We start from the raw sequence: 21,115 nt of genomic DNA, 5'->3' as shown, positions 1-21,115 counted from the left end.
ACCCCCAATGGTAACGTTCAAAATCCACGTCAGCATTCAGGTTTGAATGCTGGGCGTCTTGACCGTTTCCCCCATCGCGGGTTTCGCCCGGCAGGACCTTATTAGACGTCGGCCCCCTCAAATTTGCCTTTTGCGACTACCCGGGAGCATTTTGGGTATATATGAGCGCATCTGTCTTCTGCTAATAATGCACCAACGCAGTGCAAAAAATGCAGCGCTTATATCTCTGGGGGCTTGATGAGACATATAACCACCCTGCGCTATGTGGATGCCGTGGCGCGTGCGGGATCGATCCGCAAGGCGGCGGAGGAATTGTCGATCACATCGACGGCGTTGAACCGCAGAATATTGGCGATCGAGGAAGACCTCGGTGTTCCGGTGTTCGAAAGATTGCCGAGAGGCGTTCGGTTGAACAGTGCCGGTGAAATACTGGTCGATCATATCCGCCGCCAATTCTCGGACCTCGACCGCGTTCGATCCCAGATAGCGGATCTGTCCGGCGTGCGCCGCGGTCATGTTTCGATAGCCTGCAGCCAGGCATTGCTGCCCTATTTCCTTCCCGAGCAGATCGCGGCGTATCGTCGGGCCCATCCCGGCGTTAGCTTCGGCGTCTTTCTGCGTGACCGCGCGGCGGCGGAGGAGGCGCTCGTCGATTTCACCGCCGATATTGCTCTCGTCTTCGAACCGGTTCGCCTGGCGGAATTCCAAACCATCCGTACGGTAAGACAGCCCCTGCACGCCGTTTTCTCAACGGATCATCCGCTGGCTGGTCGGAAGTCGGTCCGTTTGGCGGAGTGCCTCAGCTATCCGGTGGCACTACCCACCAAGTCCTATGGGGTGAGATACCTGCTGGAAACGATCCTGATCGACTCGACGCTGTCGATGAATGTCGTCATCGAGTCGGACAGTTTTGAGTTTCTGCGGTTCCAGGCGACCACAGAGAACATCGTTTCCTTCCAGATACCGATCGGTCTACCGGCGGAGGGTGCGGTGCCTGGCATGGCCTCGGCCCCCATCGACGCGCGGGATATGCCGAGCGGCACGATCTATATGGGCCAGTTGAAAAACCGGGCACTGCCGATCGCAGCCACCCGATTCATCGATCAGTTGAACCGAGTGCTCGAGGCACGGTTCGGATAGCGCCGGACCAGCTTGCCTTGGCCTCCCGCGGGAGGTCGGTATTGGTGTACTTCTCGGCCGCATTCAGAGGTCTCAACACCCACATTGCATTGCGAAAAGTGACTCGGGGAACCGCTCGTCCAATCGCGGTTTTGTGCAAGTGATTAATCCGAGTGCGCTGCTCAAGAATTAATCGGCGCCCGTTAGCATTTGCCTATTTTATCAGCAAAATTTCTGCGTTCTTTAGATGTCACAAAAATGCGGATTGTCGGAATTCTTGGTAGTTACGACAAATGGCATGACCTTTGCTGCGCTGCAAAACCAGAACAACAGGGTTCCCGGTTTTGATGTGCAGTCCGGCGTCATCTCACGGGGCCCTACCGAACGAAAGAGGCGATCATGCGTAACACATTAAAACAACTGGCTAAGATGACTGTTTCAGCGGCTGTTCTCGGCGCCGCTTTTCTGTCCGCACCGGCTCTGGCCGATGAGGACGGGGTCCTGAAAATCGGTGCGCCTTTGGCGTTGACCGGCGGGCTCGCGGATGAGGGAAAGAAGCAGGAAGCTGTTTGGCAGCTTTGGCTGGAAAAGATCAACGCGAATGGCGGGGTCGAAGTCGGCGGCACGAAAATGCCGGTGGAGTTGGTCTATTACGACTATCAGACGGATGGCAAGCGCGCGGGGCAGTTGGCCGAAAAGCTGATTACCGATGACGGCGTCGATGTCCTGATGTCTCCTTTTGGTTCAGGACACACGAAAATTGTTGCGGCGGTCGCGGAACGTTACCAGACCCCGCTGCTCGCCTGTGTCGCTTCTTCCGTTTCGGTGTATGACCAAGGCTTCAAGTTCCTCTTCGGTACCCTTGCGCCGAACACCGGCATGACCGAGTCCATGGTCGCCTATTTCAAGGAGAAAATGCCCGGTCTGAGTAAAGTCGCGGTCTATGGCCGGGATGATGTCTTCCCGAAAGCGATGGCGACGGCATTGGCGGCTTCCGCGGACGGTGCGGGCCTGGATGTCGTGTACAACGAACTCTATGCAGTCGGTACCATGGATCATTCCGCGGCCGTGTCCGCGATCAAGTCCGCATCCCCGGACTGGATCTACATGACCGGTTACACGCAGGATCTTATTCTCGGCAGGAAGCAGATGTCCGACCTCGGAGTTGACGCGCCGATCATCTCCATGGTGACCGGACCGGCCTATGCGGAGTTCACGGAAGGGCTGGGTGAACTTGCGGACGGGGTTACCAGTTCCACCTGGTGGCATCATGCGACGTCTTACACCGACACGATCGGGGCTTGGAGCAGCACGGCTGATTTCTATTCCGATTTCGTAGGGAAATTTGGCAGCGACCCCGACTATGTTCATGGTTCCTGCGCTGCGGCGGCCGATGTCCTTGTGAATGCGGTCCAAACCGCTGGCTCGACTGAAAAGGTTGCCGTCCGCGACGCGCTCGCCGCCACGGAAGTGTTGACCTTCTACGGCCCGATCGATTTCGGCGACAACGGCATGAACCAAGGCCGGGAGATGCCGATCATCCAAGTCCAGGGCGGCGATATCAAAGTCCTGTACCCGGCGTCGATCGCCGATTCCGAAATGTCGATGATCGAATAACGATCCGACCGTCAACGTGAACCGAAGCCATGGGTGCCGGTCCATCGGTGCCCATGGCAAAGGTTTCCAAACGACGTCGTACTTTCACAAATAACATCACCGGGGTTTTCAGGCCGTGGACGTTTTTCAGATACTCCTTAACGGAGTCGTGCTCGGTGCATTGTATGCCTGTATTGCAATCGGCTTTTCCCTCGTCTGGGGCGTGCTGAACGTAATCAACATGCTGCACGGGTCCTTCATCATCTTGGGCGGTTACCTCACGTATTTCGCGTGGCACTTCACCGGTATTTACCCGATCCTCATCCTGCCGTTCGTTGCCCTGGTCTTGTTCGTGCTGGGTTACATTCTCCAACATCTTTTCATCAATAAGGTCGTTACCTCACCGGTCTTGACGACGCTGACGCTTACGTTCGGCCTCGATATGATTCTCTATAACTTGATGACGGTCTATTTCACCGCGACGCCGCGGCGGGTCACGCTTGATCTGGGAAGCATTTCAATCGGAGACATCTTCCTGCCGGTGGACCGGCTTCTGGGGATGGCTCTGGCGCTTATCCTGACAGGCCTTTTGTATCTGGTCATGCGCGGCTCCAGGATCGGCCGGGCCATCGTCGCCGTCCGCATGGATCGTCAAGCCGCTGCCCTGATGGGGATACGGGTCAACCATGTCTATGCGGTTACGTTCGGCATCGGCGCGTTGATGGCCGGCGCAGCCGGCGCGATCTTCGCGATGGTCTTTCCCGTCACGACGAACCTCACCGGTGTTTTTCTCGGGAAGGCCTTCGTCGTTTGCGTGATAGGCGGATTGGGCAGCGTACCCGGTGCGCTGGTCGGGGGACTTGCCCTTGGACTGATTGAGAGCGTGGCCGGTTACACGATCGGCCCGCAGAACGCGATTACAGTTGGCTTCTTGTTGATGCTCTTCCTGCTTGTCGTCCGACCGACCGGCCTGATCGGCGTGAAGGGGTATGAATGATGTCGCGCCAGGTCAAAATCAGTATCCTTGCGGTTGCGGTGTTCACCGTCGCCCTGGGCCTTATCCCGGCGATTGCCGGAAACTACGAGACGCGCATCGCCATATCGGTCGCCATGTTCGCGGCGCTCGCTCTGTCGTGGAATTTCATCGGCGGTTTTACCGGCTATCCTTCCTTCTCCACGGCGGCGTTCTTCGGCATAGGCTGCTATATCGGTGCTTTGTCCCAGCGGGCCGGCATGCCGGCGGAGATTGCCTGGGTCGTCGCCATGATCGGCGTGGCCGGATTCGCGGCTGCGCTGGGTGGGATCATCCTGCGGCTGAAAGGCCACTACTTCGCGATCGGCTCGATCGCGATCGTTGAGGTCACGCGGTTGATCGTATCCTCCTGGGGCTCGGTCACGGGCGGGGGGGACGGATTGAACGTACCCTTGATGACCGGCACACCGGATGTCGTCGCCGCGCGGGTTCTCTACATCATGCTCGGCGTCATGGTCGCAGCCTTCGTCGCGACGGTCCTTGTCGATCAATCTCGATTGGGGTTCGGTCTGCGCTGCATCCATCAGAACGAGGACGCGGCGGATATGGTCGGCGTCGACACCACCCGCTTCAAGATCGCCGCTTACGTCTTGTCAGCCTTGTTCTGCGGAATGGTGGGGGCGGTCTATGCGTCCTGGGTCGGTTATATCGATCCGACGGATAGCTTCTCGATCCTGCTGACGGTGAAAGTGCCGGTGATGGCGTTGCTTGGCGGTGCGGGGACGTTGGCCGGGCCGATCGTCGGCGCGGGTGTCTTTGTCCTCTTGGAGGAATTCTTCTGGGCGAACTTCCTGCAATGGAACAGGGCGATCCTGGGCGTGATCATCGTCTTCCTGATCTTCTTCCTGCCCGGTGGACTTCTGAAGATCGATTATCGGGCCCTGCTGAAGAAAATTTCGGCGCGCAGTCCGGTGGAGGGAGCACGGGGATGACGGCTATCCTTGAACTAAAGAATGTCAGCAAGAAGTTCGGCGGGGTCAGCGCCGTGTCCGATGTCTCCTTCAGTTTGAAACAGGGAGAAATCGTCGGGCTGATCGGGCCGAACGGCGCCGGTAAGACGACGCTGGTCAATTTGGTCACTGGTGTCCATTCCCTGAGTAGCGGAGAAGTCATTTTCCAGGGGGAGGACGTGGCGGGACAAAAGCCATTCCAGGCTGCCCGCCGCGGTTTGGCGCGAACCTTCCAGATCGTCCAGCCGTTTCCTGAAATGACCGTTCTGGAAAACGTTTCCGCCGGTTCGGTATTCGGCGGCGGCGCCGGCGGCATCGCCGCCGGGCGGGAAGCGGCGCAGGCGGAATTGGACTTCGTCGGTCTCGGGCATGTGGCGAACGCGCCCGCGTCTTCTCTTTCGCTTCCGAACCGTAAGCGGTTGGAACTGGCGAAAAGCCTGGCGATGAAACCGAGTGTATTGCTCCTCGACGAAGTGAATGCCGGCCTCAACACGGCGGAAATCGACGATGCCTTGAAATTGATCGAACAGATTTCGAAACGGGGCATCACGATCCTGATTATTGAGCATTTGATGAAGGTCGTTCTCTCGGTCTCCGAGCGGCTCTTGGTCTTGCATCATGGGGAATTGATCGCCGACGGATCGCCCAAACAGGTTGTCGAGGACCAGCGCGTCGTCGAAGCCTATCTGGGGGCAAAATTCGCGGAAAGATACAAGGTGGCTGGTTAGAATGGCGAAACCGATTCTGGAAATTAGTGGACTGCAAGCCGGCTATGGGGACGTTCAGGTTCTCTGGGACATCGGGTTGACGGTCTATGAAGGGGAAATTGCCTGCGTGGTCGGGTCGAACGGGGCGGGCAAGACAACTTTGCTGCGAACCATTTCCGGGCTGATAACGCCGCGGGCCGGATCGATCCTGTTTCACGGCGAAGAGATTGCGGGCGCGAAACCCGATGAAGTTCTCGGACGCGGCATCGCGCATGTGCCGGAAGGCCGTCGGCTGTTCAAAGGGTTGACTGTCGAGGACAACTTGCTTCTCGGTGCCTATCTTCGCCGGGACAATGCGGCCGTCCGTGAGGATATGGAGTTCGTCTATGACCTCTTCCCGATCCTGAAGGAACGGCGGCTGCAGGACGCCACGACGATGTCTGGCGGCGAACAGCAAATGTGCGCGATCGGACGGGGAATCATGTCGCGTCCCCGATTGCTGGTCATCGATGAATTGTCGCTCGGGCTTGCGCCGCGGCTTGTCGAGCGCCTCAGCGAGGCACTGACCGCGATCAACGGTGCCGGCCTGACCATTCTGTTGGTCGAACAGGATGTCATGACCGCCTTCGACGTTGCCAGCCGGGCCTTCGTCATTGAAACGGGCCGGGTAAGCATGTCCGGGGAGACAGCGGTGCTGGGCGAGGACCCCCGGGTTCGTGAAGCCTATATGGGCATGTGAGATGTGTTCCTGACAGATATCAGGCCCTGTCGAGGGTTCCAGTCATGGGTAGCCAACCGTTCTCCACCTTCTGGAAGATCGGGCCCGCCAGGGGACTTCTCACCAGGGACGCGAAACCGGGCCTGATACTGTCCAGGCGGTCCCGCCATGCCACGCCTTGCCGCATGGCCGTGACGAAACCGCAAATCTGGCAATCGAGCCGCATCACGAGGTCGAACGCGGCGGCAGCCGTCGTGCCGGAGGAGATCGCGTCATCGACCAGTACCACGCGCTTTCCCGCGATGCGCGGCACGATGTTCGGGTCGATGAAGAGTGACTTGTTCCCGCCCGGGCTCGTTATCGAATGAACGGGTACAGAGAGTTCATTGCTGTACCAGTATTTCCTGGAATAGCCGAGTGGTGCGAAGTTTCGATGACCCAGCCGCTCTGCAACGTTCGGGGCGAAGGCGAGGCCCAGTGTGGGCAGGCCAACGATGCAATCGGGCTTTCCTTCGGCCGCCATCGGCGTCATCAGGGAGACGAGCGCGTCGATGACCGCAAAACTCGCATGATTTGCGATCAGCGACGCAACGGCGCGGTCGGTATCCGGAATGGCGCGGATTGGTAACTGCAGCACATCGCCGTTCGGCAGGGAGGCGGGGTAAAGGTATTTGAATGGGGGATCCATCCTTGCCTGATCGCTGTCGGCGGAGATGATTGTTTGCCAACAGTCGGTTGTCGGGCGGGTGAAATGGGGGGCGTTCTCTTTCATCTGCTTCACGGCATTCATCTGGATCGTTTCGGGTTGGGCATATGACGGGTGTTGAACTTATAGACTGGATCGACGTGCTTCCCTCGTCCGAGTTATCGGCGGGAACACCGTATGAGGTTGTGGTCGAAGAGACGGTGATCATCCTGATCCGCAGCGAGGAGAGCATTGCCGCGTATCAAGGCCTTTGCCCGCACCAATTCGCTCGCTTGGCGGAAGGACGCGTCGCGGAAGGGTATATCAACTGCCCGCGCCATATGGCGAAGTTCCGCCTGTCGGACGGGACATGTGGACCGGGCTGGGTGCTGCCTCCGCTCCGTCGTTACGCCGTGCGGGAAAACGCGGGAATGATACAGATCGGCTTGGATCGTAACGCCGCGGTCTGAAGGCCGGTGAGGGGCGCGCCGCTGGCTCGCCGCCAACATCATGCTTCGGGCCAGGGGGCAACGCCGCGACCGATAAGCCCGGCCGTACCGGTTTCCTCGACCATGCCCAGCATTATTCCCAAACAGTCCCTTGGTTGATTGAGGTCGAGTCCCAATTTCAACCCGGGATAAGGGAAGGCGGGATGCGACCCCAGATAGGCGCCATGGGCCTCTGGCCCAGCATAGGCCGCAGGAATGTGTTCGCGAAGCGGATCGAGAAGCGCGGGCGCAAAACGAAGGCAGGCCGCGCCAAATCCCAATGCGTCAATCACGGCGCTGTCGCCGATGGCCGGTAATGGCGCAAACGACTCCATACCGGGCATGGTTGGGCCGACCGGTTTTGTCGCGGGTAAGGTGACCCAGTGGTCGGGCTCGGCGGCTGTCTTGTATCCGATCTCCTGACCGTTTCCGCCGGATGCGATAACCATTCCGCTGCCCGAGACACCGGCGCCCGCTTTTAGCATCAAGGCGCTTGCGGCCATGATCACGTTCAGCACGAACTGTCCCGCTTGCGCCAGGTATTCCTGGCTTGCATTCGACAGGTCTTCGCCGAGGAAGGGCCGCAGCAATCCATTGGCGGCGGCAACTTGCCCATGGAGCTCGTCACCTTTGCCGATCGCGGCCGACATCAAGGACAGCAGATCGACCGGTCCGGCAAAGTGGCGGGAAAGGTCCGGTCCGATTTCATCCTGCAAAGCCGCCAGCAATTTTCGGCCGGCTTCGTTGTCCATGCCGAAACGCAGGCAACCCGCGGGGGGGCCGTCGTTCAAGGGGGACGCCAACAACGCGCCCGCTGCGGCGCGATCTTCCAAGGCGACGGAATACATGCTGGGGCCCGCCACGAAGGCAAGCGGCGTTACGATCCCGAAATCCTGCGCCGGCCGCAGGGCAATTTCCCCTTTGGCGATGGCGTTGTTCGCGTCTTGCAAACTGTCGGCGAGGCCTTCCTGGACCGCCGCGGCACATGCCGCATGCACGATGGGAACCGGCAGGTTTTCTTGCGACTTGAAGGCCGGACCGGCATGAAACAACGTTCCGTCCGGCAAGTCGGGAAGAAGTGCCGACAGGGGCGCTATCTGCGTAAGTTCAGGCTGAACTGTCAGTAATCGTTGGAAAGACTGCAGCGTGGCTTTGTCCGGCATTGGCTCGATCTACCTCCTTGTTCGGGGAGGCGGATTGTTGCCGTCCCACGATGTCAGGCGGCGTCGGTCTCCGCCGCTTGGACGATGGTCATCATCATCTCCGTGAATCGAATGCGGTCTTGAGGCGACAGCGCATCCAATGTCTTTCGATGCGCGTCCCGCGCCAAGGGGTCCGTCCGCTTCAGAACGGCCTCGCCGGCCTTGGTCAGGCTGGTGACCCGCATACGCCGGTCCGTATCGGCGATTTCGCGTATGACATAACCGCGATTCATCAGCCGTTTCAGGATGTCCGTCATGTTCGTCTTGTCGATTGCCACTTCCTTGGCAAGGGTCGTCTGGTCCAAGGGACCATGCTGCGACAGGCAGGAAAGAACCGAATACATGACAGGCGTTATATTCTCGTCGCCGCATGCCTCGAGGAACAATCCGGTATGAATTTGATGCAGACGTCGAATCAGAAAGCCCGGTCGCAGGGAAACATCGCCACTGCGCCACAACGCATCTTCGTCGCTCCGGACACGGCCTGCTGCCGTACGCGGTCTCGCCATCGTTTCCCAAACCTTTAAGATTTATTTCCCGCAAGGTAGGGGATTCCTTAGTGAGTCGACAAGGTGCGGCGGACCAGGCCCTTTATCGCGTTGAAAAGCAGGCGCAATCCGCTGATCGAGGTTGGCTGGTCCTGTTGTTTAACCAAGGCACTGCCCGACAATCTTGCGTCGATCCTTTGGGCGATATCCGACAGCAACCCGTTGGCGATCTCTTCGACCAGCGCGGGTCGGCCGAACTGGGACAAGGGACCATTCAGGCGGTAGCGCATTTCAAGGTTGATCCGACTTGCCCGGCCATGTGGAACCAGTTGGAAATCCATCCGGCCTTCCAGCCCGCTTCGGCTGAAACCGTCACGGCCGCTGCCGACGAGTTGCCCTGATTTCGTCTCCGGCACGTATCGAATGCGCGCGCTGCCTTTGAAGGATGCCTTGATCGGGCCTGCCGAAACACTGCATGTGCCGTTGGCGATGCCATCCTTGACCGGACCCGACAGGGTCGCCCCCGGAATGCAGGCCACGATCGCTTCAGGATCCGAAACCAACTGCCATGCCTCTTCGATGCCGGCGGATAGATCCATCGATTTCGTCAATACGGCCGCGGAACCGAAAGAGTCCGGGTCCGGCAACGTGACCGATGCCGCGCCGGGTGCAGCGTCGGGTGCAGCGTCGGGCTTGCTGTCCGACGGAAGCGGTTCCGGGAAACCGGGCGCATCCGGATTCGTCTTTGGTGCCTCCGTACGTTCGAGGGGCTGTATAACAGCGGCGGGCGGGGCTTTGAGAACGTCTTCGATCGCGTCGACGATGCCGGCATAGCCGGTGCAGCGGCAGAGATTGCCGGACAGTTCCTTGCGAATGCGTTGCCGGTCCGCGTTCGGGATGCGGCGGATGATGTCATAGGCCGTTGTCAGCATGCCCGGCGTGCAAAAGCCGCATTGCAGGCCATGGTGCCGTTTGAAGCTGTCGCGGATGGCTTCCATCAAGGGATCGGTATCAAAACCCTCGACCGTGCGGATGTCGGCTGAATTGCAAGCCGCTGCCAGGGTGATGCAGGAGCGGGTCGGGCGGCCGTCGACGAAGACCGTGCACGCACCGCAGACGCCCTGTTCACAGCCAATATGCGTTCCGCTGGCAAGCGCTTCCTCGCGAATGAAATCAGCCAGATGCAGGCGCGGTTCAACCGCGGCGCTGACCTTTTTTCCGTTCAGTAGGAATTCCACATTGGTTTGCATTGGAAAAGCGAACTCCAGTTCCGGTGATCGGGCCGGCGCCCGAGTTTTTAATCTTGGGCCTGTGCCAACCGTTCAACTGCTCGGTCAATCGCGATGGCTTGCATTCGTAATTCCGCTATCGGTACGTCCGTCAGGGCTTGCTCCAGTGCCTGCTTTCCATCGATTTGTTTGGAAACGATGCCGCCGGCGCCATCGATCACGACGGGTTTTCGGCCCAAGGCCCCGACCACAACGCGGCATCGCCCTGTTTCCGGATCGTCCAGCACCGCCGCGCTGGCCTTGGCGAACTCGCCGACTTGTCGGACGAATTTCCAATAGCCCCATCGTGCGGCGGATGACGGTTTGGGCACGGTGATCGATTTCACCATTTCGCCGTCCACGAGCGCGTTGCTGTACGGTCCCAGGACGAAGGCGTCGGCGTCGAGTTCGCGAGACCCTTGAGGACCGATGATGGTAACGCGCGCATGCAAGGCTGGCAGCACTGTTACCCAGTCCGCCGCGGGGTCTGCATGACATAGACTTCCGCCAATGGTTCCGCGATTTCGGACAGCGCGATGGGCGATGTTCGAGGCGGCCGACCGCATCCACCCATCCGTCGGGTCGGGCACGATACCGTCCTCGATCTCGGCATGCGTAACCGCCGTCCCGAATTCGACTGCATCCTCGGTCTCAACAGCGCGACGGAGTTCCGTGACACGAGAAACGTCCAGAAGAATGTTCGGCCGCGCCAGTCGCAGATTGATCATGGGGCCGAGGGATTGGTTTCCGGAAACGACCGAACAGGGGTTGCTGCCCAGGGCTTGAACGGCCTGATCGACGGTCACCGCATTGAGGTAGGAAAAGTCGACGGGTTTCATGCCGGGGCATCCTTTCCGGCGTTGTCCAGCGCGGCCAGAACTCTCTCCGGCGTCATTGGAACCTGTGTCATCTCTGCGCCGAAGGAAGCGAGTGCATCGTTCACCGCATTGGCGATGGCGGCGGGCGGGCCGATCGCACCGCTTTCTCCGATACCCTTCTGACCGAAATAACTTAGAGGAGACGGGGTCTCCATATGGATGATGCGGATATCCGGTATGTCCGCCGCGACAGGCAGATGATAATCCGCCAGGGTCGATGCCATGGGCTGTCCCGTTTCGCTGAAGGGCATCTCTTCGAACAGCGCGGTTCCGATACCCTGTACCGCACCGCCGATGACCTGACCGTCCACGATCATCGGATTGATCATGGTCCCGGCATCTTCGACGATCACGTAGTCCAGTAATTTGATATGGCCCAGATCCAAGTCCACGCTGACTTTCACCGCATGACAGGCATAGGAGAAGGTGCCCGTGTCCTGCACGGTCTTGTACCCTTCCGTTGCCTCCAGGCCGCGGGGGTCGACGTCTCCTGGCAACAACTGCGGTTTCAGGTACCATGTCTTCGCGACGTCTTCGATGCTGACCGAAGCGGTGCCGGCCCGGGCTAGCCCCGATTCCAGAAGCACGTCGTCGCTTTTCGACTGTAGAAGATGCCCGGCAATATCGCGGATCCGTTGTCCCAACGCGTCGCAGGCGGTGGCAACCGCCCCGCCCGCCATGACGATGCAGCGTGACCCCCAGGTGCCGGTGGAATAGGGGGTATAGGCCGTATCGCCGTGGACCAGCTTGATCTTTTCGATGGCTATGCCCAACCGTTCGTGGGCGATCTGCGCCAGTGTAGTCTCCAGCCCTTGTCCGTGGCTGTGCACGCCGACGCGGATTTCAAGACCACCGTCCGGCGTCAGCCTCGCGGTAGCCTGCTCGAAACCGGGGACCATGGGAATCCCCCAACCGTGGTAAACCGATGTGCCGTGGGCTCCCTGTTCGCAGAACACGGAAAGGCCGACGCCAATTCGTTCCCGGCCAGTCTGGGTCTTCTGTTCGTTTCTGATCGCAGGAAGGTCCATTTCTTCGACGGCACGCCGCAGGGCTTCCGGATAGTTGCCGCTGTCAAAGTATTTGTTGGTGATGTTGGTGAACGGCATTTCCGCTGGTGTCACGAGATTTCGGGCGCGGATCTCTTCCGGCGGCATGTCGAGTTCCCTGGCTATGGCGTCGAGCAGAAGTTCGATCGCGAAGCACACACCGGTCCGGGCGACACCCCGAAACGGCAGGATCGGCGGCTTGTTGGTCGTGACCGAGGTCGCGGAGCATCTGTATCCCCGCATTTTATACGGGCCCGGAAGGATGCTGGTTACCTGCGCTGCTTCCAGGCAGGCCGAGAACGGGTAGCTCGAATAGGCGCCGGAATCGACCAACGCGGTGCAATCGACGGCCAGTAGCGTTCCGTCCCCCGCGGCATAACCGGTGATTTCATAGTGGTGTTCGCGGCAATTCGCGCCCGCAGTCAGATGCTCACGCCGGTCCTCGATCCACCGGATCGGGCGGTCGAGCTTCATTGTCAGGAAGGCGGCGCAGACTTCTTCGGGCAGAAGGATTCCCTTATAGCCGAAACCGCCCCCGACATCGGGTGAGATCACGCGAACCTGTCCATGGTCCAGACCAAGACATTCGGCGAGGCCGGTGCGCACGATATGCGGCATCTGCGTGGCGGAATGGAGTGTTAGAACCTCCAGCGTTCGGTCCCAGACAGCGACGAGGCCACGGCCTTCGATGGGTGCCATGCATTGTCTGGCCGTTTGGAAAGTCCGCGAGACGACAACCGCGGCATCCGCCGTGGCACTTTCGAAGTCGACATCCGTCTTCGTCTCTAGAAACGCGTTCTTTTCCCAATCCTCGTGAATCAATGGCGCATCGGCGGATTGCGCTTTGGTCATATCCCAGACGGCGGCGAGTTCCTCGAAATCAACCTGCAGCGCCTCGGCAATATCTTCCGCTTCCGCCCGTGTTTCGGACAGACAGGCGGCGATCAATTCGCCGACATGGCGAACTTTCCGGTCAGCCAGGATCGGTTGTGTGGAACTGCGAAAACCCGGCAGGCCGGAATCAGCGCGGATTCCGCTCACGCCGGTCAGATCCTGCGACAGATAGACCGAGCCTTTCAGATGATCGGGTACATGGATCGAACGGAGATTTCCATGGGCAACCGGACTGCGCAGAAAGGCGAGTTCCAGCATGCCGGCCATCTTGATATCGGCGACGAAACGCCCTTTTCCGCGCAGCAACCGGTCATCTTCACGGCGAATTTGTCTTGCGCCGACGCCTGCCTTCGATTTCGTCTTGGTACTTGCTCCGCTCTCCATCGCCCGTCCCGTCTTTTTTGCCGTGCAATACGCCAACCCGTTTGGTTCGTCGCCCGGAAACGGCCATTACGGCGGTTTAGGGCGTTCTGATTTGGTTGCAGTGCAAAAAATGTCATGGAAATGGTCGTATATACAACTTTTTTCTTTTCTGATCTTCATTCCCGTTTAAATTATAGGGGCATGAGGCGGCGCTCGCGCCGGTAACCTGAAGACGATGAAAGCGGCTCCGATGACGACAGCGGTATATGAAACGATCATTGAAAACGGCCGGGTTATCGACCCGATGACGGGACGGGACGGCGCATTCGACGTCGCAATCAACGACGGTAAGATCGCCGCGGTGGAGCCGAGCCTGCGGGAAAGCCGTGCCTTGAACAGGATGGATGCGTCCGGACATGTCGTGATCGCGGGCATGATCGATACGCATGCTCATGTCTATCAGCATGTGACCGGCCGGTTCGGTCTGGAGCCGGACCTGGTGGGCGTGCGGTCGGGGGTGACCACGTTGATCGATCAAGGCGGACCAAGCTGTATGACCCTGGGCGGCTTCCGCCACTTCATATCGGAGCCGGCCGCCAGCCGGGTTCTCGCCTTTATTTCCTGCTATCTGGTCGGCGGTCTCGAAGGGCATCTTTATCCGGAGTTGTATGGTCCGAACGGCGTCAATGCCGACCACACGATTCGGGTCGCGCTGGAAAACAAGGATCTGGTTAAGGGGATCAAGGCGCATGCCGAAATCGGCGGGCAATCGCGCTGGGGTCTGGACGTGATCAAGATCGGAGCGGAAATCGCGCGCGAAACGGACCTGCCGCTCTACATCCATCTGGGCCAGCTATGGCCGACCGATGATTCCGGACGAATCCCCGATGCGGACGAACTCATTCAGGAACTTGTCCCAATCATGAAGCCCGGCGACGTGCTGGCGCATCCTTTCACAAGACACCCGGGCGGTTTCGTTTCCGCCACCGGCGAAGTCCACCCGATCCTGCTTGAGGCCGTGCACCAGAAACAGATTCTGGTCGATGTCGGTCATGGTTCTCATTTCAGTTTCGATGCGGCCCGCCGGGTTTTGGATGCGGGGATCAAGCCCTATACCCTCGGCGCGGACATGCACGGTTACAACGTTTCGATCCCGGACGGCGAGTCCGACTCAGTTCGAACGTCCAACCCGTTCTTCGGCGTGGCGCCGTTCAATCTGACCATCGCGATGACCGAACTGCTTTATCTCGGTCTCTCCTTGCCGGAGGTTGTCGCCATGGTGACTTCCCATCCGGCGAAACTGCTGCGTATGGAAGACAGGATCGGATCGCTGCAGCCGGGATACGAGGCGGATATCAGCGTTCTCAAGGTCGAAAGCGGAAAGTTCAAACTGTCCGACAATACCGGCGCCAATGTGACAAGCAAATGCCTCGTCCGGCCGGCTTACTGTCTTCGTGCCGGCGTGAAATACGACGCCGATTCCGTTTTCATTCCGGATGCGATCGCCGCGTAGACCGGGACCGAAACAGGTAAATACAGGCCTGTGTCTATAATTCCGGTTTGGGCCTGCCGGCGCCTGAACGGTGTTTTCGTTCCGGGTAAAGCAAGAAGTTCTAGGACGGGTTTTCGCTCGATCTGGAGGCACGCGCGCCGCCCGAAAGCAGGACGCCGATTTCCTCTGCGGCGGCTTTGATTTCGTCGATGGCGGTTTCCGGGTCGAAACGGCTATCCGGTCCGACCAGGGACAGGGAGAACAGGCATTCTCCCATCTCGTTCACGACAGGGGCGGCGATGACGGAAATTCCGGCCAGGGTTCTGCCCCCGCCGGAAATGGTATAGCCCTGTTGCCGGATCCGGTCGCGTTCCCGTAGTGGGATCGTCTGGACCCCGTTTGCTTTCAAACGGTCAGTAAGATCCGGCGGGCCAAAACTTGTCCAAATCTGACCGGAGCCGCTTTCAACGAAGGAAAGCTCCGCTCCGACCCGCAAATCCGTCCGCAACATGCCGCGCGCCTCGACGCGCTGGGCAATGATGATGCGATCGTTATCGAGCGCGACGAGCGAACTCGTTTCCCCGGTTTGTGCCGTCAATTTTTCAAGTGCCGGAAGCGCGCGTTCGCCAAGACCGGCCTGTTCCAACGCGTTGTTGGCCAGGCGGCAGGCGCGCAGGGACAAGCGATAGGTGCCGTCCGCCAGCCGCTCTACCCATCCTGCGGTCGTGAGGGTCAGGAGACGTTGGTAGGTGGTGGCGCGCGATTCCTCACTCTGTCGCGCAAGCTCGGACAAGCGCATCGGACCGGTCGCCTGCGCGATCAGGTCGAGCAAATCGAAACACTTCAAAACACTTGAAAGGGGACGTGCGCTCATGACCTGCTGAATGATCTATTTGTATTCTTATAGAATACGTTGACAGGAAATAGAATACAAATTTAACTCCCCTTCAACAGAACGAAGACCGATACGGTCCAGGGTCAGGAAAAGCACAAAGCATGAATGTAAATGGCGAAGGGCTGCCGGGCGACCTGCCCATACAGGCGCCGGCGGAAGAGGGGAGGCAGGGATTCTCCCAATTGTCCGGAACTGTGGTGGTCGATCTCACGACCTCTGTTGCCGGCCCTTACGCAACCATGTTGCTGGCCGATTTCGGCGCAACCGTGATCAAGATTGAGCGGGCAACGGGCGGTGACGACGCCCGCCACTGGGGGCCTCCGTTCCTGGATGGTGAATCGCTGTGGTTTCTGGCGGTAAACCGGAACAAGAAAAGCGTCGCACTCGACATCACCGATCCCGAAGGCTACGCGGTTCTGGCTGATCTCGTCGCGCGGGCGGATGTCGTCGTCACGAACCAGCCGGCGGATATTCAGAAGCGCTTGAAGACCGATTTTGAGTCGCTGACGGCCCTGAACGGCGACTTGATTCACGCCTCCATCACCGGGTTTGGCCTGACCGGTCATCGCGCCGCGTGGACCTGTTACGACCTGATTGCCGAAGGCTATTCCGGGGTGATGGACGTTACCGGCGCGGCCGACTCGGCGCCCCAGAAAATTGGCACCCCGGCGGCCGACATGCTGGCCGGACAGGATGCGGCCATGACGGTTATGGCGGCGCTTCTCAACCGTGAACGACAAAAGGGGCCGCAGCAGATCGATATCGCCCTTGTCGAGTCGATGACCCGGTTCCTGACCTGTCGTATCACACCCTATCTCGGATCAGGCGACGTGCCGAAGCGTTCCGGCGGCACGGACAGCGTCATCGCCATCTATCAGGCTTTTGAAACCGCCGACGACCCGATCACGCTCGGCCTAGGGACGGACGGCATCTTCAGACGGTTCTGGAAAGCGGTTGGAAATCCGGACTATGCGGACAACCCCGCATTTTCGAATAATGGAGAGCGCCGTCGCCACCGGGCCCGTATCGTTGCCGATATCCAGGATGTCCTGTTCGATAAGGGCGCCTCGGAATGGCTCGATATCTTCGCGGCCGCGCGGGTGCCGGCGGGGCCGATCAACTCAGTTGCCGACGTGGTCGCGGATCGGCACCTGCAGGATCGCGGGCTGTTTTTCACCCTGGAGGCCGGCGGCCGCAAGGTGCCCCAGGTGGGGCTTGGCATTCAGGTGAATGGAGAATCCGGCAAACCGCGGTCGATGCCGCCGGCGCTCGGTTCGGATACCGATGCCGTTTTGAATCAATTCCTCGGCTATGATGCTGAAAAGATCGCCGCTCTGCGCACCGCCGAGACCATTTCATAGGGAAAGATCATGAGCTTTGAGACAATCCTCTACGAGGAAGACGGCCCCGTCGGCACCATCACGCTGAACCGCCCCGAGGATGGGAATATGTTCACGCCGGAGATGTGCCATGAGATCCGCGATTGCATCAACGATATCCGTCGTGAAACCCGGACCAGGGTCATCGTGATTACCGGGGCGGGGGACAAGTTCTTTTGCATCGGCGGGCGCAAGGAAGGGATGGAGGATACGCAGCTCTATGCGGGTGTTCTGCCCACGCTGGAAATGTACGAGGCGATAGACCGGTTGCAGAAGCCGGTGATCGCCAGCGTCAACGGCTTCGCTGTCGGCGGCGGCAACGTGCTTCAGGTCGTCTGCGATCTGACCATTGCGAAGGAAAGTGCTGTTTTTAGGCAGGTCGGGCCGATGATGGGGTCCTTCGATGCGGGGTTTGGGACCTGGTATCTGGAAGACCTCGTCGGCAAGAAGAAGGCCAAGGAGATGTGGATGACCAACCCGAAGATCTCCGCCGCGGAGGCGGAGCGGATCGGCTTGATCAACCGCGTCGTGCCGGACGATCAGTTGAAGGAAAAGACCCGCGAATTCGCCCTCGAAGTTGCCGACCGTGGCGCCTTCGCACTTGCTTCGATCAAGGGGGCTTTCGGCGCACGGCACGGCGGTGTCGGCGGATTGGCCCGCGTCGCGCACGACCTGTTGCTGCGCCAATATCTGGACAGCGAGGAAAGCCGTGAATTGAGCGAAGCCTTCCGCGGCAAACGCAAACCGGACGCCAGCAAGTTCGGTCATTGAGTTCGCATAGAAGCCCTGGCCGGAAAGAAAAACCGTGAAACCGTTCCTGACCCTGCACCATCCCGGCAAAGCCATGGTTTATTATGATGCCGGGCATTGGACCTCCGATACCTGTTACAGCCTGATCGAACGCTGGGCGGCAAAACGACCGGGCTCGATCGCTTTGCGGGACGGCCGCAAGTCCGTGACCTGGCGGGAGTTGCGCGACTGGGTCGACGGTGTCGCTGCCCATTTCGAAGGGCTGGGGCTGTCCGGTGGCGCGCGAGTTTCGATCTGGATGTCGAACCGCATCGAAGCGGTGGTCACCTTCCTTGCCGCTTCCCGGATCGGGCTTGCTTGCAACCCGTCGCTGCACCGTTCCTATACCTGCGCCGAAATCGGCACCCTCATGGCACGGCTCGACACGCAGATACTGGTTACGGAAGCCGGTTGGGGCGCGGACAGGGATACGGCGGATCTCGACGCGGTCGTAGCCGATACGCAGAGCGTGAAGGCCGTCATCGATGCCGACGCTTTTCCGGGGGCCGGCGGAAAGCCTGTCCGCCCTGTTTCCGATCCGGACTCGGTCGTCTACCTTGCCTTCACGTCGGGCACCACGGGGGTGCCGAAATGCGTGATGCATTCCACAAACACCCTTTTTGCCAATGCGCGTGATCTGGCCAGGGACTGGTCCTTGTCGAGTGATGCGCGGCTTTTGTCGCTCAGTCCGTTGTCGCACCACATAGCCTGGGTCGCGGTCGGGCAATGGCTGTCATCCGGCTGTCAGCTGATCACCGACGATCCACCGGCGGGAACATCACGGCTGGACTGGATCGTCGACACCGGTGCGACCTATGTCATGGGGGTCCCGACCCATGCGATGGATGTGCTGGGTGCATTGGATGCGGCGGGGCATGAGAAACTGGGATCGGTTGAGGTGTTCTACATGGCCGGGTCGCCCATTCCGCCGGTGGTCGCCGAACGTTTCATGTCGCTGGGCATCAAACCGCAGAATATCTACGGCATGACGGAAAACTCGTCTCATCAATATACCCACCCAAGTGACGACCCGGTAACCTGGACGACCAGTTGCGGGCGCGGCGGCAAGGCCTATGAAGTCGCGATATTCGACCCGGAAGACCGTGATCGCCGTCTCGGCGTCGGAGAAACCGGTGAAATCGGTGGGCGCGGCGCCGCCCTGATGCTGGGCTATTTTGACAATCAGGCGGCGACGGAGAGCAGCTTCAACCGGGATGGTTGGTTTCTGTCCGGCGATCTCGGCGAATTGGACGAGGCCGGTAATCTGCGGATCAAAGGCCGGCTGAAGGAATTGATAATCCGCGGCGGTCACAACATCCATCCCGGCCATATCGAAGCCCTTGCGCTTCGGCACGACCGGGTCTTGAAGGCCGCGGCCTTTCCGGTGGATGACGACCGCCTGGGCGAGAAAGTGTGTCTTGCCGTTATAGGGGATGTATCGGGAGACGAGGTGCTGCAGCATTTGGCGAGCGAAGGACTGTCGAAATTCGATATGCCTGAATGGTTCGCGACGGTCTCCCATTTCCCGCTGACCCCGAGCGGCAAGATCCTGAAACGAGAATTGGTGGAAATGGTCCGCCGCGGCGAACTGAAACCGGATCCGATCCGATATACGGACAAGGAGAAGACCTGATGGCGATCGATCTGACCCGCAAGGGCGACGCAGCGATCCTGACATTGAACAGGCCGGAAGCGCTGAACGCGCTGTCCTTTGCCATCCTGCGGGAACTTTCGGATGTGCTGGATACCGTAGCGGCATCCGATGCGCGGGTCCTGATCGTCACCGGCGCGGGGGAGAAGGCCTTTTGTGCCGGCGCGGATATCAAGGAATTGCGAAACCGCGATTTGATGAGCCAGAAACGTGGCACGGAATTGGGCCAATCCGTGATGTCGAAGATCGCCGCTCTGCCGATGCCGTCCGTCGCCGTCATCAACGGTTATGCGTTCGGCGGCGGACTGGAGATTGCGTCGGCGTGTACCTTCCGATTGGCGACCGCCAACGCCAAGATGGGGTTGCCCGAAATCAAGCTTGGCCTGATCCCGGGATATGGCGGCACCCAGCGTCTGCCGCGCATCATCGGTGAGGCAAGAGCGCTTGAAATCATCATGACCGGGCGGACAGTGGAGGCCCAGGAAGCCCTTGCGATCGGCCTGGTCAGCCGGATCGTCGAGGGCGATCCGGTCGAGGCCGGCCTCGAATTCGCCAAAGGGTTCACGCGCTATAGCCTGCCGGTCCTGCATTTCGCGCGGGAAGCCGTGATGCGGGCAGGCGATACGCCGATTTCCGAGGGCTTGAAAATCGAAACCGACCTTTCCACGCTGGCCTACCAGACGCGGGACGCGGAGGAGGGGATGGCGGCCTTCGAGGAAAAACGCAAACCGGAGTTCAAGGATGTCTAGTGCCCCGAAGGCGGAACGCGGACGTGTCATTGTGACCGGCGCCAGCAAGGGGATCGGGGCCGCCATTGCAGGCGAATTGATTGCGCGCGGATATGCCGTCCTCTCGCTCTCCCGATCAGGGGGCGGTCAGCATGGCGAGCAGGTTGCCTGTGACATGACCGACGAGGGTAATGTGCGCGAGGTTTTCGCATCCATTGCCGGAGCGGGACCGATTTCGGGCCTCGTGAGCAATGCCGGGGTTCATCTCTCATCGCCGACGGCCAGCCTTCCAACCGAGGAATACCGGCAGGTCATGTCCCTCAACGCCGATGCGGTGATGATCGCCGCACGGGAGGTCCACCCCCATCTGGTCGCTGCCGGCGGGGGCACGATCGTCAATATCGGCTCCTTCTTCGACAAAATCGGGGTGCCGGCCAACCTTGCCTACTGTGCGTCCAAGGCGGCGGTCGCGGCGATGACGCGCTGCATGGCGTCCGAATGGGCACCGGACGGCATTAGGGTCATGAACGTCGCGCCGGGCTATGTGGAAACAAATCTGAACCGTGATTTCCTGGCCCAGGAAAGCGTTCAGAAATGGCTGGCCAAACGAGTGCCCATGGGCCGTGCGGGCAAGGCGGACGAGGTGGCGCGCTTTGTCGCTTCCCTGTTCAGCGAGGATATCGCCTACCTGACCGGCGAGACCGTCTATATCGACGGCGGCCACGGCATGAACCTTTGACCGAAAG

Annotated in this window: 20 protein-coding genes; 13 read left to right on the top strand and 7 right to left on the bottom strand. The window is 59.8% G+C overall.

From position 1 onward, the window contains the following. Nucleotides 1–237 precede the first annotated feature (237 nt). From ACQK2G_RS13215 to ACQK2G_RS13190, 6 genes are all read left to right on the top strand, one after another. Nucleotides 238–1,140, top strand: a complete 903-nt coding sequence (locus tag ACQK2G_RS13215) for a LysR family transcriptional regulator (RefSeq protein ID WP_425405504.1) — start codon at nucleotides 238–240, stop codon at nucleotides 1,138–1,140. Nucleotides 1,141–1,518: 378 nt separating this feature from the next. Beyond that, a complete protein-coding gene (locus ACQK2G_RS13210) occupies nucleotides 1,519–2,736 on the top strand; it encodes an amino acid ABC transporter substrate-binding protein (protein ID WP_425405503.1) in 1,218 nt (405 codons plus the stop codon). Nucleotides 2,737–2,851: 115 nt separating this feature from the next. Then, the gene (locus ACQK2G_RS13205; protein ID WP_425405502.1) at nucleotides 2,852–3,712 is read left to right on the top strand and encodes a branched-chain amino acid ABC transporter permease; all 861 of its coding nucleotides are present in this window, start codon (nucleotides 2,852–2,854) and stop codon (nucleotides 3,710–3,712) included. Continuing rightward, complete coding sequence (locus tag ACQK2G_RS13200; RefSeq protein ID WP_425405501.1) at nucleotides 3,709–4,680, top strand: branched-chain amino acid ABC transporter permease; 972 nt, start codon at nucleotides 3,709–3,711, stop codon at nucleotides 4,678–4,680. Before ACQK2G_RS13205 ends, ACQK2G_RS13200 begins: the two co-directional genes overlap by 4 nt. Further along, nucleotides 4,677–5,426 carry an ABC transporter ATP-binding protein gene (locus tag ACQK2G_RS13195; RefSeq protein WP_425405500.1) on the top strand — a complete coding sequence of 250 codons (750 nt, stop codon included), beginning with the start codon at nucleotides 4,677–4,679 and terminating at the stop codon, nucleotides 5,424–5,426. The genes ACQK2G_RS13200 and ACQK2G_RS13195 overlap by 4 nt, the downstream gene beginning before the upstream one ends. A 1-nt stretch (nucleotide 5,427) precedes the next feature. Beyond that, complete coding sequence (locus ACQK2G_RS13190; RefSeq protein WP_425405499.1) at nucleotides 5,428–6,144, top strand: ABC transporter ATP-binding protein; 717 nt, start codon at nucleotides 5,428–5,430, stop codon at nucleotides 6,142–6,144. A gap of 19 nt (nucleotides 6,145–6,163) precedes the next feature. Here ACQK2G_RS13190 and ACQK2G_RS13185 read toward each other — a convergent pair whose 3' ends face one another. Further along, complete coding sequence (locus ACQK2G_RS13185; protein ID WP_425407643.1) at nucleotides 6,164–6,895, bottom strand: phosphoribosyltransferase; 732 nt, start codon at nucleotides 6,893–6,895, stop codon at nucleotides 6,164–6,166. A gap of 41 nt (nucleotides 6,896–6,936) precedes the next feature. Between ACQK2G_RS13185 and ACQK2G_RS13180 the strand changes: the two genes are divergently transcribed. Beyond that, on the top strand, nucleotides 6,937–7,278 hold the full coding sequence (locus ACQK2G_RS13180) for a Rieske (2Fe-2S) protein (protein ID WP_425405498.1): 342 nt from the start codon (nucleotides 6,937–6,939) through the stop codon (nucleotides 7,276–7,278). Nucleotides 7,279–7,316: 38 nt separating this feature from the next. Here ACQK2G_RS13180 and ACQK2G_RS13175 read toward each other — a convergent pair whose 3' ends face one another. From ACQK2G_RS13175 to ACQK2G_RS13155, 5 genes are read right to left on the bottom strand one after another with little or no spacing between them, the layout of a single operon-like run. After that, complete coding sequence (locus tag ACQK2G_RS13175) at nucleotides 7,317–8,459, bottom strand: DUF1116 domain-containing protein (RefSeq protein WP_425405497.1); 1,143 nt, start codon at nucleotides 8,457–8,459, stop codon at nucleotides 7,317–7,319. Nucleotides 8,460–8,512: 53 nt separating this feature from the next. After that, the gene (locus ACQK2G_RS13170; RefSeq protein ID WP_425405496.1) at nucleotides 8,513–9,007 is read right to left on the bottom strand and encodes a MarR family winged helix-turn-helix transcriptional regulator; all 495 of its coding nucleotides are present in this window, start codon (nucleotides 9,005–9,007) and stop codon (nucleotides 8,513–8,515) included. A gap of 47 nt (nucleotides 9,008–9,054) precedes the next feature. Then, entirely contained in the window at nucleotides 9,055–10,236 is a 1,182-nt protein-coding gene (locus ACQK2G_RS13165) for a 2Fe-2S iron-sulfur cluster-binding protein (RefSeq protein WP_425405495.1), read from the bottom strand. A gap of 47 nt (nucleotides 10,237–10,283) precedes the next feature. Then, nucleotides 10,284–11,093: an FAD binding domain-containing protein gene (locus ACQK2G_RS13160; RefSeq protein WP_425405494.1), complete on the bottom strand. Its 810-nt coding sequence runs from the start codon at nucleotides 11,091–11,093 to the stop codon at nucleotides 10,284–10,286. Then, nucleotides 11,090–13,456, bottom strand: coding sequence for a xanthine dehydrogenase family protein molybdopterin-binding subunit (locus ACQK2G_RS13155; RefSeq protein ID WP_425405493.1), 2,367 nt, complete (start codon nucleotides 13,454–13,456; stop codon nucleotides 11,090–11,092). The genes ACQK2G_RS13160 and ACQK2G_RS13155 overlap by 4 nt, the downstream gene beginning before the upstream one ends. A 229-nt stretch (nucleotides 13,457–13,685) precedes the next feature. Here ACQK2G_RS13155 and ACQK2G_RS13150 point away from each other — a divergent pair, with 229 nt between their 5' ends. Continuing rightward, entirely contained in the window at nucleotides 13,686–14,948 is a 1,263-nt protein-coding gene (locus ACQK2G_RS13150; RefSeq protein ID WP_425405492.1) for an amidohydrolase/deacetylase family metallohydrolase, read from the top strand. Between the two features lie 100 nt (nucleotides 14,949–15,048). Here ACQK2G_RS13150 and ACQK2G_RS13145 read toward each other — a convergent pair whose 3' ends face one another. Then, nucleotides 15,049–15,801: an IclR family transcriptional regulator gene (locus ACQK2G_RS13145; RefSeq protein ID WP_425405491.1), complete on the bottom strand. Its 753-nt coding sequence runs from the start codon at nucleotides 15,799–15,801 to the stop codon at nucleotides 15,049–15,051. Nucleotides 15,802–15,923: 122 nt separating this feature from the next. Here ACQK2G_RS13145 and ACQK2G_RS13140 point away from each other — a divergent pair, with 122 nt between their 5' ends. The 5 genes from ACQK2G_RS13140 to ACQK2G_RS13120 are packed head-to-tail and all read left to right on the top strand — an operon-like array spanning nucleotide 15,924 to nucleotide 21,108. After that, nucleotides 15,924–17,183, top strand: coding sequence for a CaiB/BaiF CoA transferase family protein (locus ACQK2G_RS13140; RefSeq protein ID WP_425405490.1), 1,260 nt, complete (start codon nucleotides 15,924–15,926; stop codon nucleotides 17,181–17,183). A 9-nt stretch (nucleotides 17,184–17,192) separates the two neighbouring features. Next, the gene (locus ACQK2G_RS13135; RefSeq protein WP_425405489.1) at nucleotides 17,193–17,972 is read left to right on the top strand and encodes an enoyl-CoA hydratase-related protein; all 780 of its coding nucleotides are present in this window, start codon (nucleotides 17,193–17,195) and stop codon (nucleotides 17,970–17,972) included. A 34-nt stretch (nucleotides 17,973–18,006) separates the two neighbouring features. Beyond that, on the top strand, nucleotides 18,007–19,623 hold the full coding sequence (locus ACQK2G_RS13130) for a class I adenylate-forming enzyme family protein (protein WP_425405488.1): 1,617 nt from the start codon (nucleotides 18,007–18,009) through the stop codon (nucleotides 19,621–19,623). Next, nucleotides 19,623–20,390 (top strand): enoyl-CoA hydratase/isomerase family protein, encoded by a 768-nt coding sequence (locus ACQK2G_RS13125; protein WP_425405487.1) that lies wholly within the window; start codon nucleotides 19,623–19,625, stop codon nucleotides 20,388–20,390. The genes ACQK2G_RS13130 and ACQK2G_RS13125 overlap by 1 nt, the downstream gene beginning before the upstream one ends. Then, nucleotides 20,383–21,108 carry an SDR family NAD(P)-dependent oxidoreductase gene (locus ACQK2G_RS13120; RefSeq protein ID WP_425405486.1) on the top strand — a complete coding sequence of 242 codons (726 nt, stop codon included), beginning with the start codon at nucleotides 20,383–20,385 and terminating at the stop codon, nucleotides 21,106–21,108. Before ACQK2G_RS13125 ends, ACQK2G_RS13120 begins: the two co-directional genes overlap by 8 nt. The last annotated feature ends 7 nt before the right edge of the window (nucleotides 21,109–21,115 follow it).

Origin of the sequence: Hwanghaeella sp., from assembly GCF_965227365.1 — a bacterium.
In the GTDB taxonomy this organism is placed as follows: domain Bacteria; phylum Pseudomonadota; class Alphaproteobacteria; order UBA8366; family Aestuariispiraceae; genus Hwanghaeella.
This window is presented reverse-complemented; position numbering and strand designations above follow the sequence as displayed.